Genomic DNA, 16,720 nt, shown 5'->3' on the forward strand with positions numbered 1-16,720 from the left:
GACTTATTGGACAGCCCCTTCCGTCTATCAAATAACGTTATTGCATAGCCACTTTCAACACAGCGCGAACAGAATCAGCCGATTTGTCCAGCGCGGCCTTCTCGGCAGCAGTCAGATCCAGCTCGATCACTTTCTCGATGCCGTTGCCGCCCAAAAGCGTTGGCACACCCAGGTACAGGTCGTGGTAGCCGTACTCGCCTTCGAGATAAGCGATGGACGGCAGGATGCGCTTCTTGTCTTTCAGGATTGCTTCCGCCATTTCCACCAGAGCGGCCGCAGGCGCGTAGTAGGCGGAGCCGTTGCCGAGCAGGGCGACGATCTCGCCGCCGCCTTTGCGCGTGCGTTCGACGATGGCATCGAGGCGGTCTTGCGGAATCAGTTTGTCGAGCGGGATGCCGCCTGCGTAGGAGTAGCGCAAAAGCGGCACCATTTCGTCACCGTGTCCGCCAAGCACGAAGCCTGTCACGTCTTCTACGGAAATGTTCAGCTCCATGGCGACAAACGTGCGGAAGCGCGCCGTATCGAGCACACCGGATTGACCGATGACGCGGTTTTTCGGGAAGCCGGATGTTTTGAAGAACGTATAGGTCATCGCATCTACCGGGTTGGACAGGATGAGTACGATGGAGTTTGGCGCGTAAATTTTCACTTGCTCCGCTACCGAACGCATGATGGCCGCGTTCGTCGACACCAGGTCGTCGCGGGACATGCCTGGCTTGCGGGCGATCCCCGCTGTGATGATGACGATGTCGGAGCCTTGAATATCCTTGTAGTCGGACGTTCCGGTGATGTTGGCATCAAAGCCGAGCACCGGAGAGGACTCCATCATGTCGAGCGCTTTTCCTTTGGTTGGATTCTCAAGCTGCGGAATGTCCACCAGAACGATGTCAGCCAGTTCTTTTTGCGCCATGATGAACGCCGTTGTCGCTCCGGTAAAACCACTGCCGATGACGGCTACTTTTTTTCTGCGAAATGTCATGGTAGTTCCTCCTCGTCGTGTCATTTTCCCCACAGGTTACAAGACCAGCTTCACGCCGCTTGCCTTTTGCTCCAGCATTTTGGCGAGAATCGTCCCGATGTGGGCGCCTGCCTCGATTGGCGATGTTCCTTGACGATGAATATTGGAGATCACTGTGCGCTCGGACTCTACCATTCCTTTACGCGGACGATAGCACATGTAGGCACTCATGGAGTGGGCCGTTACCAGACCCGGCCGCTCCCCGATCAACAGCACCAGCACTTCCGGCTCCAAAATCTCGCCGATATGGTCCATGCTCGCCACGCGCCCGCCTTTGACAAAAAACGGCGTCCCGCAGCTCAGACCATAGCTTTTTAACGAGTCCATCAAGGATGGAAGCACGTCTTTCAGGTTGGCGTCGACTGCGCTGGCACTCAGGCCGTCGGAGACGACGATTTGTACCTGCGGTCGCTTTTGGCAGCGCTCCTGGATCAGGCGCACGCTTTCCTCCGTGAGAACGCGTCCCATGTCCGGGCGCTTCAAATAGTTTTCGGTGTTGTCGTACTGGGTTTCCACCGTGAACAGGGAAAACTGGTCGAGCACTTCCTGGCTGACTTCCCCGTAGACGGCATCGACTGCTGCCGCATGGTCGCGGCGGAGTTGCAGCATCGTTTTCGTCAATGGCCTTACCCCTGTACGCCATACGCCGATTCGGGCAGGTGTACTGGCCAAAAGCTCATCCAGCCCTTCTTTCCATTTCGGATTCGGAATCAGCGCGGTTCCCTTTGGCTCGGCTGGTGCGGAGTGTGTCTCCTGAGGCTTGGTAGCCGTTACCGGGGCTATTCCCTGCTGTGGCGCGGCCTTCCCTTCCACGGCTGCTTCCGCTTTTGGCCCGGACGTTTTTTCGCCCAACTCGGCCAGCTTTTTTTGCAGCTCGGCCACTACTTTGTCTACCAAAAAATCCAATTGTTGTTCCATCCCTCATACACCCCCGCTTCTTACATGAAGATTGTCGGATCGCCTGCTATTGGCGTCAGCTTGCCGTTTTCCATGATCCCTATTTTTTCCAGCCACTTTTCAAAAGCAGGTGCCGGACGGAGGCCGAGAACCTCGCGGAACGCGGCAATATCGTGGAAGCTGGTCGATTGATAGTTGAGCATGACGTCGTCCGCCATCGCCACCCCGATGACAAAGTTCACCCCTGCCGCCGAGAGCAAAATCCCGAGATTGTCCATGTCGTTCTGGTCAACCTTCATATGGTTTGTGTAGCAGACGTCGCAGCCCATCGGTAGCCCGTGCATTTTGCCCATGTAGTGGTCTTCCAGCCCGGCGCGAATCACTTGCCGGCTGTCGTACAAATATTCCGGTCCGATGAAGCCCACTACCGTATTGACGATAAACGGATTGTACTTGCGAGCAAGACCGTAGCAGCGCGCCTCCATCGTCACCTGGTCGATGCCGAAGTGCGCCTCGGAGGACAACTCGGAGCCTTGGCCCGTCTCGAAGTACCAGAAGTTCGGCCCGTAGGAAGTGCCTTCCTTGCGCATCAGCTCATCGGCTTCGTCCAGCAGCTTGACGTCAATCCCGAAGGCTTTGTTGCCTTTTTCGCTGCCCGCAAGACTCTGGAAAATCAGGTCGGCAGGCGCACCCTGACGGATGGCGCGCATCTGCGTGGTCACGTGAGCGAGTACACAGTTTTGCGTCGGAATCGCCCATTTGTCCATTACCTCTTTGGTCATGTTGAGAATATCCTTGACGCTGTCCGCTGTATCAATAACCGGGTTGATTCCGATTACCGCGTCGCCGATTCCGTAGCTGAGTCCTTCGTACAGCGATGCCTTGATGCCTTGTACGCTATCGGACGGGTGATTGGGCTGAACCCGCGATGCCAGTACGCCTTGCTGACCAATCGCGGTATTGCAGTGAGTCACCACGCGAATTTTGGCCGCAGCCGTAATCAGGTCGAGGTTGCTCATCAGCTTCGCGGTAGCGGCGATCATTTCGCTGGTCAGGCCGCGGCTAATGCGCTTGATCTCGCTCTCACCCGCCTCGTGGCTCAAAATATACTCGCGCAGCTCAGCGACGCTCCAGTTTTTGATTTCGTTGTAAATTTTTTCGTTGATGCCTTCTTCAATGACACGCGATACTTCGTCTTCCTCCGGAGGAAGCATGGGGTTGTTGCGAATGTCTGCCAGCGTCAGGTCAGCCAATACTTGCTTGGCAGCCACGCGTTCCCGGGAATCAGAAGCGGCGATTCCAGCCAGTTGGTCGCCGGATTTGTCTTCGTTTGCCTTCGCGAAAATTTCTTTCAGATCGCGAAATTGATAGGTCTGTCCAAGCACAGTCGTTTTCGTGTTCATGTCGTCCACCCCTTTGTACGTTACGCCTTCTCATCAAAAGCAAGGGTTTTTACCACGACCGGGATAATCGTTCCCGAAATCGGCTCACCCAGGTCGATATAATCGCCATACTCCACCCGCACCTGATCGATGCAAATAATCTCCGGCTCTCCCTTGCAGCGCAGCGCCAGCCCCTGGCCCAAAGCTTTTGCCATGTCTGTCTCACAGATCACGACCATTGTCCGGCTCTCGGCAAAATAGTGCCGATATTGGTCCGCCAGCTCCTGGGCAATCGTCTGCAGCAACGCATACGAGCAATAGCCGACGCCTGAAATCGCGAGCGCGAACGGGATGCCTGTTGTTTTGTCAAAAAGCCGCTCACCAAGCTGGTAGATCGCGGCTACCTCCTGGTGAATCCGCGCCGGGTCCGCCAGTTGCTCCTCGGTAAACTCCAGCTTGAGAATCGGAATGTTTTTGATCGGCAACAGCTCCGGCTTGATATGCACGGTCGAGCCGCTGATTTCCGTGCTTTGCATCCCAGCCCCGATCACGGTTGCCCGCACAGTTTGCTCTGGATCGAGCCAGCGCACCGGGTACGAGCCTCTTTCCCGCTCCTGCTGCAGCACATAGCCGAGCAGCGGACCAAAATCGCCGTAGCGGCTGACATCTGCCATGCTTCTCACAGGCGGACCAGTCATTAACTGTCCGACCCCACCGGAGACGGTCAGCTCCTCTACCGGGAATTCCCCGCGCAAATGCGGCCCTGTGACGAGCAAGCCCGATACGTGCCGTTCCTTGCCCGTCAAATAGTCGAGCATGCTGCGGGCCATCTGGGTAGCTACTTCCGTCAGCTCTGCCAGTCCGACTCTTTGCCCGACTGCAATGTGCAAGCCTTTTGCCTTCAGCCATTCCTGAATGTTCGGCGACACGTAAGTCACGACGTCCTCCCGCTCAAGGCGAATCAGTCTGCCCCCTACGTGAAAGGTCACTGTCGCAATCGCCCGGCCGCGTTGAAAATAGGCCGCATTGGCTGTTCCGCCGCCAATATCCACGTTGACAACCGTTCCTTGCAGCGCTTGCGAGCGTTTTTCCGCCCCCGCGCCTTTGCCTGCCAGCACGCCTTCGAGGTCTGCACCCGCCGTAGCCACTACAAAATCGCCGGATCGCTCTGCCAGCAGGTGTACGATGTGCTGCGCATTTTTCTTGCTGGCCGTCTCCCCGGTGATGATGACCGCTCCCGACTTGATGGACGACAGACTGATCTGTGCTTTTTCGTACTCTGCTTGCAAAATCGCCCCGATGCCTTCTGCGTCAATCTCATCAAACCCGAGCAGCGGAGTGGAATGCACTTGACTCGCATACAGCAGCTGGCGCTCCACAATCTGGTAGCGCGGCAGCGAAAAGGTACTGGACATGCGCCCCAGACGCAGACGACTGACGATCATTTTGGTCGTGCTGGTTCCTACATCGATGCCGACGCTTTGAATCCATTGTTCGTCCATCATGAACCTCCTTGAACCATGGCGTGCCAGACAAGGCCGTAAAAGAAAAACGCCTGAACAGCCGAAAAAATCGCTTCCGGTCTGACTCAAGCGCCTTTGCTTTCTTCCTATCTACTTGTTTTTCTTCCACACTTTTTATTTGGCATGAAAATCAGCCTTGGAAAAAAACGTTTCCTCGCCTGCGAGAATTTCCTCGGCGAGCTTCACAAGCGGCATGCGCCGTTGCATGCTTGCTTGCTGCATCCATTTGTAAGCCGCCTCTTCCTCCAGGGAGAGGGCCTTCATCAGCTTCCCTTTGGCTTTTTCCACGCATTTTCGATCCTCGATCTTCTGTTTCAGATCGCTGATGTCTTTCTTCAACGACACGACTTTTTCCTTTTGGCTGAGCGCGATTTCCACAGCAGGAATCAGGTCATCCTCGGAGACGGGCTTTACCAGATAAGCCGTTACCCCGGCTTTCCGCGCATCGAGCACCAGTTCCTTCTGGCTGTACGCGGTCAAAAGAAGGATGGAGCAGTCCGAAAAGGAGCGGATGATGCTGCTGGCCTTGATGCCGTTGAGGCCGGGCATTTTTACATCCATGATAATGAGGTCGGGCTTGTGGCGATGAGCGAGCTCGACCGCCTCTTCCCCGTTTTTGGCCTCGGCCACCACATGATAGCCTTCGTTTTCCAGTATCTCGCGCAAGTCCATGCGGATGATCGGCTCGTCATCAACTACCATAATCTTCGGCTGTGTCATCTTCATCCCCCTTTTGGATCGGATAGAGAATGGTCACTTCCGTTCCGTTGCCTGTGTTGCGGAAATGCATCGTTCCCCCCAGGTCTTCCTTGACGAGCGTGTCGACGATTTTCAAGCCAAGGTGCCCTTTTTTGAAAATGTGCTCCATGTCCTCAATGCCCACCCCGTCATCTGTGACGGACAGGCTGACGAAATCCTCCTTCGAAACAAGCGCGATGGAGATTCGCCCTTCATGAAGCTCGCGAAAGCCGTGAATCATGCAGTTTTGAATCAGCTCCGTGACGATCAAGGCAAAGGATGTCGCCTTGTTGGACGGCAGGTACACGGATTCTCCCGTCACGACGACCTGTATAGCTTGCTCTGAACGTCTCATCGACGAGACGATTATTTTCGATATTTTGGTTAAAATCTCTTTGAAGTCGATCTGCTCCAGACCGTCCTGCGCCAAATATTCGTGAATAATGGCAATACTGTTGATCCGGTTGATGCTTTCCCGGTAGACCTTTTCAATCTCGGTCGACTGCGAACGCCGCATTTGCAGGCGCAGCAGACTTGCGATCGTTTGCAAATTGTTTTTCACGCGATGGTGAATTTCCTTGATGACAGCCGATTTTATCATCAGCTGCTTTTCTTTTTCGCGGATGTCCGAAATATCCCGGAGCAAGATGATGCCTCCGATGATGTCGAGCTTGCGCACGGACGAAACCGCTTTCATCATGATAAAATGCTTTCCTTTTGACAGCTCATCCTGAATGTAGCCCCCGTGACGCACGAAGTTTTCCGGGGAAACACGCCAGGAAAAAATGCTTTCAATGCTCACGCCCTTGTCCGGCCGCTCAAAGCCGATCAAGGAGAGCAGCTTGTGGGCACGCCCGTTGGCGTAGGTAATGATTCCACTCTGGTCAAACAAAATCATGCCTTCATGCAAAAGCGAAGAAATCGGCATGTCAGGCACTGCGAACTGAATCAGCGTCTCGCTCAGATGTTCGGTCGTTTCCTTGAGCATCTCGACATTTTTTTCTTGTTCGACCTGCTTGGAAATATCCTGCTCGGTAATCAGCGTCCCGATCGTTTTGCCTTCGGCGTTTGTGATCGGCACGACGCTTTGCCGCATGACGACCTGCTCCTGCGAAACACCTCTCGACCCGATTACCGGCTTTCCTGTAGTCAGGCAGTACATGACAGCAGGCTCGTTGATCGCCGTTGCCAGATGCCCTACGACAGAGCCGCTGTACATGGACCGCGCCGTGCTAGGCTTGGCCTGCGCGACCACCAGGGCAGCACTTCGGTCTACTGTCAGGCAGTCGATGAACATGTCTGCCTGCGACAGATCGGCAAAAATCTGCAATTTGGAAGCGAGGTCCTCCACGATCTGGATGTCGTCCTCACTCAATATCGTAGACGCCTTGCACAGTTCCCGTATGGATTGCATGCGAACCTCTTTTCACCTGCTAGGAGTTGATATTGCTTTTATTCTCTCACAGACTCGTTACGGCGGAAAGAGGCTTATTCGCTTACGATTTCTTGCAAATACGCGCGCAGTGCCGGCACTCCCTCACCTGTGTAGGCGGACGTTCGAAAAATGGGCGCGTCGCCCAGCGACTGGCGCAGGAAGCCTTCCGCTCGTTGTACATCTGCTTCGGGGTGGTCGATCTTGGTGATAACTCCTACGCAAGCTTGGGGAAAGCCTTGCGAGAAGCCTGGGGGAAAGTAGTTGCGCTCGCGTGTGGCATCCTGGACCATCACGACGAGAGTTGCCTCCAGCGAGGTTGCCATCAGGGTGCGGTAAAACATCGGGTTTTCGCTGTACTCGCCCGGCGTGTCAATCACCCAGTCCCGATATTCAAGCGCCTGGGTCTTTCTGGCTGGCTGCTCATCGTTGAACAGCGCTTTGACCAGAGAAGACTTGCCCGCCTCGATGGCCCCGATAATCATGACACGGCCTGTCATGATTTCGTCACCATTGCCGGTGTAAACCGCAGTTTTTCACTCAGTACCTGATTGACCGCATCCACTGCCATTTCTACAGCAGAGACGTCCCCCACGACAATCAGTGAACCTGTGAAACGATCGAGAAACCCAAGCTCGACACCTGCCGCCTTCGTCGCGATGTCGGCAGCGATAATGGCCGTCTCCGTCGGTGTCAGGGTCAGAATGCCGATCGCTCCGGCCTCCTTGATCCCCAGCTTGGTATAGAGCATAGGGTCAGGGTTTGCGATCACATGAGCCAACGTGACCTGTTTCCCTGGCACAAATTCCTGTATGACCCGCGAACGTTCCTGTTCCATCGCTATCCCTCTCCTCCTGCGGCACCCGGCACCTCAAACGAATCGACGATGCCCACGATGATCGCATCGATCGGCACGCTGCTGCCGGTAAAAAGGATACGGGCAGGCGTCCCGCGTGAGACGATAACCTGCTCACCGATCCCTGCCCCGATCCGGTCTGCTGCGATCACGGTCTGCCCGTTCTCTTCGCCGCGCCAGTCAATGGGCTGGACAACCATCAGTTTGAGATTTTCCATGCCGGTTTCCTTCTGGGTTGCCCAAACGCTGCCGATCACTTTTCCCAAAAACATGCGATCACCCTTTTCCTAAATAGCTGACCGTAATGCCGCGCTCTCTCATGCTGTCAAAAGCCAGCGGAGAGACAATCGCTCCTTTTTTCACATGCAAGGTCGTATTTCGCAGTTCCGGCTGGGATTTGATCCAGTCAGCCGTCAGCAGTTTGCCGGAAAACACCGCTTCTGCCTCGTCCAGGGCGGTCAAGGTTGGCTGCTCAGACTTTGCCTCTGCTTTTTGCAGTTGGGACTTCAGCTTGGAAACGACGCGTTCCGCCAGGCGCTTCTGCTCCACAAACTCCACGCCAAGCTCCTTCATCGCCTCGACATGGCGCTGGAACAGCTTTTCGTATGCGGGCGGCAACGTCAACGTTTGCAGGGTGCGGCGGTCAGCGCGCTTGATGCCCGGCACGTCGGAGCCTGCGATGACGAACTTGCCTGTCACCAGTGCGGAGAAGACGATTTCTGCCTTGATCGTGCCTTTCAGGCCGGAGGCGATTCTCGCTGCGTTGTCCAGATCAATTTCCGGAATCACGATTCCGGCGTAATCTTTTGGCACTTCCAGCGGTGCGGGAGCATACTCATCCGCTGTGAGGATTTTGCCTGCTCCCCCGCATTCGATCTTGTGCATCCCCAGCCAGGAGGAAGTTTCCCCGTCCAGGAAAAGGATGTCGTGGCAGATGCCGTGGTTTTTCAGGTGGATAAAATGATCCTGGAACGCCTCATGTGCCTGGCTGTCGCAAAAGACATACAGGACACGAGGCGCTTCCGGTTTCTTTTCTGCATTCATGGAAAGCAAAATTTCTTTCGTAATCGATGCCACCATTTCTCTGATGTCCATCAAAGCTCTACCTCCGTTAGCCGGAGTAAAACTGGCCGTTTTTGCCGATCACTTTTACCCGGTCGCCCGTTTTCAAATTGGCGGCATTCCCTTCATCCAGATCGACGTGGAAATCGAGCGCGAATTGTGGATGTACGCGTACGACCACATCCGGATAGATGACAGGGCGGTCACTCTGCGTTGCAAGGATCAGCGTGTCGCCGTCCTTCACCTGGAACTGCTCGGCATCCGCAGGCGACATGTGAACGTGCCGCTTGGCTACAATCACACCTTTGTCCAGTACGACCGTGCCTTTGGCTGTTACGAGTACCAGACCCGGTGTTCCTTCAATATCTCCTGACATCCGCACAGGTGCATGCACGCCCAGCGCAAAGCCGTCAGTCCGGGAGATTTCCACTTGTGTCGCTCCGCGTGCCGGTCCGAGAATCCGCACGCCGTGAATGCTGCCTTTTGGCCCGACGATGGTCACTGTTTCCTGGCAAGCATACTGGCCAGGCTGCGACAGATCGCGCATCGGCGTCAATTGGTGTCCTGCGCCAAAAAGCTTCTCCACATCCTCTGGCGACAAATGAACGTGGCGATTGGAAACGCCAACTGGAATTTCCTGTACGGCCCCGGCAGTTTGATTGGTGGAAGGCTGCTGCTGATGTTCTTCAAACGTTTTCACTTGAATCCCTCTTCCTTTCAAGAAATCTGCCGCTGCTGGTGTGAGTTTATCCCCTTTCTCCAGGAGAAAGGGGTTGGGGATGCCTGTCTTATGCATGGCTCGCAAAGCTGCCTCTGTAATAACTGCCATAGGGGATTATCCTTCGAGCTTAGGCAGGATCAGTTCAATGTCTCCGTGTGGACGTGGGATGACGTGCACAGATACGAGCTCGCCTACTTTTTCAGCAGCAGCGGCGCCTGCGTCCGTGGAAGCTTTTACTGCACCTACGTCACCACGTACCATGACGGTTACGAGACCGCCGCCTACGTGTACTTTGCCAATCAGTTTTACGTTCGCTGCTTTTACCATTGCATCGGCAGCTTCAACTGCTCCAACAAGACCTTTCGTTTCTACCATTCCCAATGCGGACATTTCTCCAGCCATTTTTTTATTCCTCCTTAATTATATGGACAAATTTTTACTAATTATTTACGATTTACGACGTCATTTCCGTTAAAACGGACTTGATGATGTTTTTGATCTCTTCGCGGCTCAGGCCGACATTCAGCGACGAGACAGCTTGCATGACTGCTTCCTCTGCCTTTGCTGCCGGCGCAGCCTGGACTGGTGCAGACTCAGGCATTTCTCTTACGCCGAAAGCGACGCGCTTGATGTTGAAAAGATGCTTGGGACCGATGTTGTCGGATGTGATGTTGTTCCCGAAAGAACCGCATCCAAGCGTAAAGGACGGCTGCACGCCAGTCGTGGCCCCGATGCCCCCGAAGGTTGTTCCGGTATTGACCGGGATGCGGGAAGCCGGCATTGCCTGACCGAAGGATGCGATGATGTTTTCATCCTGTGCGTGAATCCCGGCGGTGTGGCCCAGACCGCCATGCGAGAGCAGCTCGCGGCAACGGGCAAACGCCTCGTTGTCTCCTTGAACGGTGTAGAGAGCGAGAATCGGCGCCAGCTTTTCGACAGACAGCGGATACTCTTTGCCTACGCCCGTCTCTTCCGCCACCAGTACACGCGTATCGGCCGGAATCGAGATGCCTGCCATTTGCGCGATGACGTGCGGGGAACGACCGACGATTTTGGCGTTGAGCGAGCCGTTGACCATGATGATGGCGGCCACTTTTGCCTTCTCGTTCTCGTCCAGGAAGTACGCTCCTTCGCGCTTCAAAGCGGCAATCATCTGATGCTTGACCGATTCCTCGACCACCAGTGCCTGCTCGGAGGCGCAAATGGTGCCGTAGTCGAAGGTCTTGCTCTGCACAATGCGCTTGGCAGCGGCAGCGAAGTCAGCGCTGTGGTGGATGTAGACCGGAACGTTTCCGGGTCCGACACCGTAAGCAGGCTTGCCGGAGCTGTATGCAGCCCGTACCATGGGGGTGCCGCCTGTTGCGAGAATCACGTTGGTCAGCTTGTGCTTCATCAGCTCGTTTGTAGCCGGGAGCGTAGGCTTGCTGACACAATGGATCAAGCCTTCCGGCGCTCCGGCCTGCACAGCCGCCTGTGCCATCAGCCGCGCTGCCTCCAGCGTGCATTTGGCTGCCGACGGGTGCGGGCTGAAGACGATTGCGTTGCGCGCCTTGAGCGCGATCATCGACTTGAAAATGACGGTCGACGTCGGGTTGGTCGACGGCACAATGCCTGCCACGATCCCGACTGGCTGCGCCACTTCCCACACCTTGTTCACTTCGTCCTTGCGAATGATGCCTACGGTCTTCACATCTTTGATGGAAGCATACACATCCTGGGAAGCGAACAAGTTTTTCATCCGTTTGTCCGGAACGTTTCCGAAGCCAGTCTCTTCAACCGCCAGAGCGGCCAATCGCTCGGCATTCTCTACGCCAGCCTTGGACATGGCAGCGATGATCCGGTCGATCTGCTCCTGGGTGTAGGTAGCAAGCTTGGCCTGCGCTTCCTTCGCTTGGGCGAGGTACGTGCGCACTTCCTGAATGGAATACAGATCAGCGTCCAGTGTCATTATGCTTTGTCACCTCCGCCTTTTTGCTTTTCTTCAATCAGGCGAATCAGGTCTTCTTTTTTCGCCGTATTGATGTCATTGGTCGAAAGCGGGAAATCCGCAATCGAGCGGGCCAGCTTGCGCAGATCGTTGATCGACTGCTCTGCCAGCGACGGCTCCGCCTTTGCCTGTGCAGGCTGTGGCTTGGCTTCTTCCTTCGCTTCCGAACTCATCAGCTTTTTAATCATTTTTGGAACATTTTCATCAGGACGCGGAATCACGTGGGAGTGCAGCAATCGTCCGACGCGTCTTGCTGCGTCAGCGCCAGCGTCTACGGCCGCCTGAACCGAAGAAACATCCCCGATGACGTATACGGTCACAATCCCTGCATCCGCGCCTTCATAGGTAACGACCTTGACGTCTGCCGCTTTGGCAGCAGCATCGGCGGCCGCGATGAGAGCGGGCAAGCCCAGCGTCTCGATCATGCCCAGTGAGTATGCATGAGCGCGCATTTCTTTTCCTCCCCTTCACAGAGGGAAAATCCCTATTATCGTTTGAGTGGCTGTTGGGCGACGCTTCTTACTGCGTCGGCAAAGGCAGCGGCTGCTGCGGTGCATGCCGATTGGCTTCCTGTAAGGAGCGCTCCCCCGAAGTTTGTTTCCGTGGGCGGGCCAAAAAACTGCACCATCTGTACATCTGCTGCCTTGAGGGCGGCATCTATCCCGTACATGGCCTCAAGCGGCGGAGCGATCAGATAGGCGAGCGGCTCCCCTTCCCTGATGCCGGCGAGCCCAGACAAGTAGCTGCCCGTCCGCGACACGACATGTGCGTAATACGCATGCGTCCCCTCTTCATTCAACGAATAAAAGCATGCTCCGCTTTCCATGAAGGCAACGGCTGCATCGATACCACTCTGCACCTCCGATGGCGTCGCTCCTCCGATCATCCCGATGAACTCGCCGGACAACGGACCGGAAGCATGCCCGGAGCCTGCATAAAACGACTTGGCGTAAATCACTTCCACAGCTGCCTTTTTTGTCGCTTCATCGATGGCCGTATAGCCCACATCGTCAATGGTGGATGTCAGCATCCCCACACTGCGGATATGGGAAGGCAGGTTCAGCTTTTCCGCAAATTGCCGATCGACGTTGGGAATCAATCGGATCGCAAGCGGCGTCGCTCGAATTGGTTTTTCCATGCGTGTCACACTCCTTTCAGACAACTTCCCTTTTCAAAGCGCAAAAAAAGGTGCCTAAACACGAAAGAACAAGACTCGTGTTCAAGGGCACCTTTGCCTTTTGTCTATTCACTTGTTTTGGGTAAGATTCGCGCCAATTGAGGCGATCTTCTTCCTGCTTCTAATGTATGACAAGGCAAGGAAAAATGCAAGCGTTTTCGGTGTGCGGTCAATTTTCCAGATTTCGGTCAATGAACGTTTCCGATTTTGCTATATAACGCAATTTACAAAAATAAAATTTAATGGTAGAATGCATTGAGATTGAATGTAAATTTTTGTATGAATTGGCAGGTGATAGTGGTGAAGCTCAAAGAAAAGAGCCTTGGATATACAACGTTAGGCGAACTGATAAAAGAATGTAGAGAGAAAAAATGTTTATCTTTAACTGATTTGTCAAACCTCTCGGGAATCACCAAGGGAGGGCTTTCAAAAATTGAAAGTGGTGAGACAAAACGCCCTGAATTGTCTACGATCAAATCAATAGCAAATGTTCTGGATATTCCATATAAGGAGATTGTTGAACATTATATCGAGCTAGAACAACGACCAGAGGCATTGAGAGAACTATTGCTGGAAGTGATTAAATTTTCCGATAACAACCTCATCTCTAAAGTTACTTTGAAATTGTTGCAATCTCACCAAGAGGATACCTACACATCCCTTGAAAAACTGTATGGCCTTGCAGAATCCATCAGTGATTCCCAAGTTAAAATTATCCTCTACAATAGCATTGTCAAATATTCCAGACAACATGGTATCATGACGTATTTGGCAAAAGCGTTATTTCATAAGTATTTAATTGAACGAGACGATTTTTCCCGACTTCACGAGACATATCAATCGGGGAAATACGCATTGCATTATACAGATTTTTTATCCCCAAATGAACGCACACTGTTTTTATATAAACTTGGAGTTCATGCATTTAATTTGATGCTATATAACGAGTGCATAGAACTGTGTGAGTTGGTCTTAGAGGAAGATGGGACAGAAAGCAGAATAAAAGCCGATGCGGTAGGAGCTATCTGCAATGCATATTTTTATCTGGAACAATATGATAAAGCAGAAAGTTATCTTGATGTTTACAAAGGTTTTTCATTCCCACACATTCCAGATAACGTTAAATTAATGACTGCTGCATTGAACAGTGCGAGGGGACTTGTTGACACAGCAATTAAACAGTTGCAAAAGAGCCTGGAGTCTTCCAGAAACACTACTATCCACGTTATAAATCGGCTTTTTGAATTGCATTTAAGAAATAACGATCTGCAATCCATTGAAGAATTGTTAGAGAATGAGCCTAAATTAGAGCAGCAAACATTTATAACTCCTTACCAAAAGTCAGAGTTAGCTTACTTTTATAAACTCAAAGGAGACTTTACTTTAAGGAAGGGGGATTTTCACGATGCAATGAATTGTTATATCAAAAGTGCTTTAGAGTACGGGAAAGTAAGTGCTCATGCAAACTCCATGGATTGTTTGCGTCTTATCATGGACTCGTATATTAGTAGGAATAAGGAAATGGATATTTCTGTTCTACAAAAATTAAAAGAATTGTATAATGAAATTAGGGTAATTATGTAAAAGAGAATGGGGGAATATTTCTTGAAAAAACGTATCTTTGAGATGTGTATCGCAGTAGCCATACTTTTTGTCCCTCTCACTTTTTCGGGTATTGAAAAAATTAAACTGCCTACTCAAGTCCCTAGTGTGATTTCATACATTTTTGATCCGGGCTGGTAATGATATTCTTCCAAAGAACGCTTCTATAGCGTTCTTTTTTTACGAACATTTATGTATTGCCTTGGTATAGAAGAGATCCTAATTGACGTTCGGAGTAAATTGCACAGCAGTTTCATCGATTCTACGAATGACGAGGAGTTAGACTATCGTAGCCAAAGAAAGATATATTTTCATGCACGCTTGTGAGCTGAACTCGGCTGATAAACGTTATCGGTCTGTTAATTGTTGATTTGTGTCGTTTTTTGCATAGTAAAGTCGAGTGTTTATCCATTGTACCTTTTTAGGGTTTATGGATAAACAGGGTGTACACTACACAGAAGTGGACATTCTATCTACATGAACCCACTGTGCAAAAAACAAACACTATTTGGTGGAAAAGATGAGAAACTATAAAGGAAATCGATCCTCCGAGGGGTCAACACAAAGAAAACAAATTACATTATCCGATGACCAGATTACAGCGAAAGCTCTCCATGATAAAATTGAAAAATTAAGAATGCAACTTCATGAATTGGTAAGTAAACGAGGCTTGAATGATAAGTCCGTTATCAAGCTAAGTCAAGAATTGGACGTATACATTTTGCAATACCATCGTAAACGTCAAACAGTCACCACCATGAAGTCTGATGAGAAGCCGCGCATGATAGATGGAAATTAAGCAACGTAGTAAGTATCTCGAAAAAATAATGACGCAGCATAAACAGTCCCAGTTCCTCGGATTCGTGGGTATCCAAAAGCACTGGCTGCCAACTCCCCATAGAGTATTCGCAAACAACCAGTTTTTCCGTTCGATAACAAAAGGCTTGATCGAGCATTCATCGCGATTGTTTGCTATTTCCAGATTTCGCCCTTAAAGAGAGTCAAATCTTGTCAAAATTTTCGTTTAAATGTTAAAGAGATGTTTCATGTGTCGGGCTTGACATGGAGCCACTGGCAGTTATAAGTTTATTCAATTGAGAGATGGCCTACCATGCCCGCCCCATTCAGGTTATGCCATTCATCGAAGCTGTACCTGCTCTGACAAAACTGTTCAAGGAGTGATCGGGAATGGCTTCTCCGCTGGATGAAAGCGCGCCATTGAACGACAACGACCAGGCATCTTTGGAACCTGAACGCAAGTCACAAAACATACCAGCACCTTTTACCTTATGGCTCGGCGGCGTCGCCTTCACCTTTGCCATCGCGCTACTGGGTTACGGCCTGGCTTGCCTTCCCGCCTTTGACCGGGTCGGACCGTTGGCCTGTGCCATTCTGATTGCCGTCGCCTATCGCCAGTTTTGGGGATACCCGGAACCGCTTCGGTCAGGGATTCAATTTTCCGCGAAACAACTGCTTCGGCTCGCCATCATTTTGTACGGACTGAAGCTGAATGTGGACATCGTTTTGCATCAAGGGCTGGGGCTGCTTGTCTACGACGCAGGAGTCATCGTCTTTTCCATTGCGCTCACCATGCTCATCGCCAAATGGCTGAAAGCCGACACCTCGCTCTCGCTCCTGCTCGGTGTCGGAACGGGCGTCTGTGGGGCAGCAGCCATCGCCGCCGTATCGCCGATCATTCGGACCAAAGACGAGGATACCGCCATTGGTGTAGGTATCATCGCGCTCGTTGGCACCATTTTCGCGATTGCCTACACTGTCCTGCGCCCATTTCTGCCTGTGTCTGCCGTCGCTTACGGCATGTGGTCGGGTATCAGCCTGCATGAAATCGCCCATGTCGCACTCGCGGCCGCGCCTGCCGGGCAGGACGGCCTGGCGGTGGGCCTGTTAGCCAAATTGGGGCGCGTGCTCCTGCTGGTCCCGCTCTGTTTTCTCCTGATGTTCTGGATGAAGCGAAGCGGCAGTGTGCAAGATGAAACGAAAATCGCGTTTCCCTGGTTTTTGCTCGGCTTCCTGGGCATGAGCCTGTTCGGAAGCTATGTGCTCGGCAAGCAACTTCCCGTCTCCGCCGCCTTCCACACAGTCGTGGCGCAATTGACCACCTTCGTGCTCACCATGGCGATGGTCGGCCTCGGACTGAACGTCAACCTGCGTGCCCTGCGCACAAAAGCGGCAAAGCCGCTGATTGCCATGTCCATTACCTCGCTCCTGTTGTCTGTACTCTCCTACCTGTTGATCTGACTGTGGAAAAGCGATCATTGCCTGGTGACGCAGCCAGGCGTTTTTTTTGTGGATAAGAACAAAGCT

Annotated in this window: 19 protein-coding genes and 1 pseudogene; 4 read left to right on the plus strand and 16 right to left on the minus strand. The window is 52.5% G+C overall.

Translation table 11 applies throughout. From position 1 onward, the window contains the following. Nucleotides 1-37 precede the first annotated feature (37 nt). From mdh to eutL, 15 genes are all read right to left on the minus strand, one after another. Nucleotides 38-979 carry a malate dehydrogenase gene (gene mdh, locus EDM57_RS15020; protein ID WP_122905516.1) on the minus strand — a complete coding sequence of 314 codons (942 nt, stop codon included), beginning with the start codon at nt 977-979 and terminating at the stop codon, nt 38-40. 36 nt (nt 980-1,015) lie between these two features. Beyond that, on the minus strand, nt 1,016-1,936 hold the full coding sequence (gene eutC / locus EDM57_RS15025) for an ethanolamine ammonia-lyase subunit EutC (RefSeq protein ID WP_122905517.1): 921 nt from the start codon (nt 1,934-1,936) through the stop codon (nt 1,016-1,018). Between the two features lie 20 nt (nt 1,937-1,956). After that, entirely contained in the window at nt 1,957-3,318 is a 1,362-nt protein-coding gene (locus tag EDM57_RS15030; protein ID WP_122905518.1) for an ethanolamine ammonia-lyase subunit EutB, read from the minus strand. A gap of 20 nt (nt 3,319-3,338) precedes the next feature. Beyond that, nucleotides 3,339-4,799, minus strand: a complete 1,461-nt coding sequence (locus EDM57_RS15035; RefSeq protein WP_122905519.1) for an ethanolamine ammonia-lyase reactivating factor EutA — start codon at nt 4,797-4,799, stop codon at nt 3,339-3,341. A gap of 135 nt (nt 4,800-4,934) precedes the next feature. After that, entirely contained in the window at nt 4,935-5,546 is a 612-nt protein-coding gene (locus EDM57_RS15040; protein ID WP_425455808.1) for an ANTAR domain-containing response regulator, read from the minus strand. Then, entirely contained in the window at nt 5,512-6,972 is a 1,461-nt protein-coding gene (locus EDM57_RS15045; RefSeq protein ID WP_122905521.1) for a sensor histidine kinase, read from the minus strand. Before EDM57_RS15045 ends, EDM57_RS15040 begins: the two co-directional genes overlap by 35 nt. 74 nt (nt 6,973-7,046) lie before the next feature. Further along, a complete protein-coding gene (locus EDM57_RS15050; RefSeq protein ID WP_122905522.1) occupies nt 7,047-7,490 on the minus strand; it encodes a EutP/PduV family microcompartment system protein in 444 nt (147 codons plus the stop codon). After that, a complete protein-coding gene (gene eutS, locus EDM57_RS15055) occupies nt 7,487-7,828 on the minus strand; it encodes an ethanolamine utilization microcompartment protein EutS (protein ID WP_122905523.1) in 342 nt (113 codons plus the stop codon). Before eutS ends, EDM57_RS15050 begins: the two co-directional genes overlap by 4 nt. A 2-nt stretch (nt 7,829-7,830) precedes the next feature. Beyond that, complete coding sequence (locus tag EDM57_RS15060) at nt 7,831-8,118, minus strand: EutN/CcmL family microcompartment protein (protein WP_122905524.1); 288 nt, start codon at nt 8,116-8,118, stop codon at nt 7,831-7,833. Between the two features lie 4 nt (nt 8,119-8,122). Beyond that, nucleotides 8,123-8,941, minus strand: coding sequence for a hypothetical protein (locus tag EDM57_RS15065; RefSeq protein WP_122905525.1), 819 nt, complete (start codon nt 8,939-8,941; stop codon nt 8,123-8,125). A 16-nt stretch (nt 8,942-8,957) separates the two neighbouring features. Then, the gene (pduL, locus tag EDM57_RS15070; protein WP_122905526.1) at nt 8,958-9,737 is read right to left on the minus strand and encodes a phosphate propanoyltransferase; all 780 of its coding nucleotides are present in this window, start codon (nt 9,735-9,737) and stop codon (nt 8,958-8,960) included. Between the two features lie 6 nt (nt 9,738-9,743). Then, nucleotides 9,744-10,031 carry an ethanolamine utilization microcompartment protein EutM gene (gene eutM, locus EDM57_RS15075; protein ID WP_005827515.1) on the minus strand — a complete coding sequence of 96 codons (288 nt, stop codon included), beginning with the start codon at nt 10,029-10,031 and terminating at the stop codon, nt 9,744-9,746. Between the two features lie 52 nt (nt 10,032-10,083). Then, nucleotides 10,084-11,577, minus strand: coding sequence for an acetaldehyde dehydrogenase (acetylating) (locus tag EDM57_RS15080; RefSeq protein WP_122905527.1), 1,494 nt, complete (start codon nt 11,575-11,577; stop codon nt 10,084-10,086). Further along, nucleotides 11,577-12,068: a BMC domain-containing protein gene (locus tag EDM57_RS23920; RefSeq protein ID WP_122905528.1), complete on the minus strand. Its 492-nt coding sequence runs from the start codon at nt 12,066-12,068 to the stop codon at nt 11,577-11,579. The genes EDM57_RS15080 and EDM57_RS23920 overlap by 1 nt, the downstream gene beginning before the upstream one ends. A gap of 35 nt (nt 12,069-12,103) precedes the next feature. Further along, nucleotides 12,104-12,754: an ethanolamine utilization microcompartment protein EutL gene (gene eutL / locus EDM57_RS15090; RefSeq protein ID WP_122905529.1), complete on the minus strand. Its 651-nt coding sequence runs from the start codon at nt 12,752-12,754 to the stop codon at nt 12,104-12,106. 339 nt (nt 12,755-13,093) lie between these two features. Here eutL and EDM57_RS15095 point away from each other — a divergent pair, with 339 nt between their 5' ends. The 3 genes from EDM57_RS15095 (at nt 13,094) to EDM57_RS15100 (ending at nt 15,194) form a co-directional block, all read left to right on the plus strand. After that, nucleotides 13,094-14,377 (plus strand): helix-turn-helix domain-containing protein, encoded by a 1,284-nt coding sequence (locus EDM57_RS15095; RefSeq protein WP_170163451.1) that lies wholly within the window; start codon nt 13,094-13,096, stop codon nt 14,375-14,377. A 21-nt stretch (nt 14,378-14,398) separates the two neighbouring features. Beyond that, nucleotides 14,399-14,536 carry a hypothetical protein gene (locus EDM57_RS23370; protein ID WP_170163452.1) on the plus strand — a complete coding sequence of 46 codons (138 nt, stop codon included), beginning with the start codon at nt 14,399-14,401 and terminating at the stop codon, nt 14,534-14,536. A gap of 379 nt (nt 14,537-14,915) precedes the next feature. Next, the gene (locus tag EDM57_RS15100) at nt 14,916-15,194 is read left to right on the plus strand and encodes an aspartyl-phosphate phosphatase Spo0E family protein (RefSeq protein WP_122905531.1); all 279 of its coding nucleotides are present in this window, start codon (nt 14,916-14,918) and stop codon (nt 15,192-15,194) included. Nucleotides 15,195-15,296: 102 nt separating this feature from the next. Here EDM57_RS15100 and EDM57_RS15105 read toward each other — a convergent pair. After that, nucleotides 15,297-15,377, minus strand: a pseudogene (locus EDM57_RS15105) (IS66 family transposase); the annotation flags it as partial. 206 nt (nt 15,378-15,583) lie between these two features. Between EDM57_RS15105 and EDM57_RS15110 the strand changes: the two are divergent. Next, nucleotides 15,584-16,654 carry a YeiH family protein gene (locus EDM57_RS15110; protein WP_122905532.1) on the plus strand — a complete coding sequence of 357 codons (1,071 nt, stop codon included), beginning with the start codon at nt 15,584-15,586 and terminating at the stop codon, nt 16,652-16,654. Nucleotides 16,655-16,720: the final 66 nt, after the last annotated feature.

Source organism: Brevibacillus gelatini, assembly GCF_003710935.1.
GTDB classification, from domain to species: Bacteria; Bacillota; Bacilli; order Brevibacillales; family Brevibacillaceae; genus Brevibacillus; species Brevibacillus gelatini.

Coding starts and splice junctions, on each gene's coding strand:
- EDM57_RS23920 (WP_122905528.1), bottom strand. CDS start 12,068: ATGCGCGCTCATGCATACTCACTGGGCATGATCGAGACGCTGGGCTTG.
- EDM57_RS15050 (WP_122905522.1), bottom strand. CDS start 7,490: ATGACAGGCCGTGTCATGATTATCGGGGCCATCGAGGCGGGCAAGTCT.
- eutC (WP_122905517.1), bottom strand. CDS start 1,936: ATGGAACAACAATTGGATTTTTTGGTAGACAAAGTAGTGGCCGAGCTG.
- EDM57_RS15035 (WP_122905519.1), bottom strand. CDS start 4,799: ATGGACGAACAATGGATTCAAAGCGTCGGCATCGATGTAGGAACCAGC.
- EDM57_RS15065 (WP_122905525.1), bottom strand. CDS start 8,941: ATGGACATCAGAGAAATGGTGGCATCGATTACGAAAGAAATTTTGCTT.
- eutS (WP_122905523.1), bottom strand. CDS start 7,828: ATGGAACAGGAACGTTCGCGGGTCATACAGGAATTTGTGCCAGGGAAA.
- EDM57_RS15060 (WP_122905524.1), bottom strand. CDS start 8,118: ATGTTTTTGGGAAAAGTGATCGGCAGCGTTTGGGCAACCCAGAAGGAA.
- pduL (WP_122905526.1), bottom strand. CDS start 9,737: ATGGCAGTTATTACAGAGGCAGCTTTGCGAGCCATGCATAAGACAGGC.
- EDM57_RS15045 (WP_122905521.1), bottom strand. CDS start 6,972: ATGCAATCCATACGGGAACTGTGCAAGGCGTCTACGATATTGAGTGAG.
- EDM57_RS15110 (WP_122905532.1), top strand. CDS start 15,584: ATGGCTTCTCCGCTGGATGAAAGCGCGCCATTGAACGACAACGACCAG.
- EDM57_RS15040 (WP_425455808.1), bottom strand. CDS start 5,546: ATGAAGATGACACAGCCGAAGATTATGGTAGTTGATGACGAGCCGATC.
- eutM (WP_005827515.1), bottom strand. CDS start 10,031: ATGGCTGGAGAAATGTCCGCATTGGGAATGGTAGAAACGAAAGGTCTT.
- eutL (WP_122905529.1), bottom strand. CDS start 12,754: ATGGAAAAACCAATTCGAGCGACGCCGCTTGCGATCCGATTGATTCCC.
- EDM57_RS15030 (WP_122905518.1), bottom strand. CDS start 3,318: ATGAACACGAAAACGACTGTGCTTGGACAGACCTATCAATTTCGCGAT.
- EDM57_RS15100 (WP_122905531.1), top strand. CDS start 14,916: ATGAGAAACTATAAAGGAAATCGATCCTCCGAGGGGTCAACACAAAGA.
- EDM57_RS15080 (WP_122905527.1), bottom strand. CDS start 11,577: ATGACACTGGACGCTGATCTGTATTCCATTCAGGAAGTGCGCACGTAC.
- mdh (WP_122905516.1), bottom strand. CDS start 979: ATGACATTTCGCAGAAAAAAAGTAGCCGTCATCGGCAGTGGTTTTACC.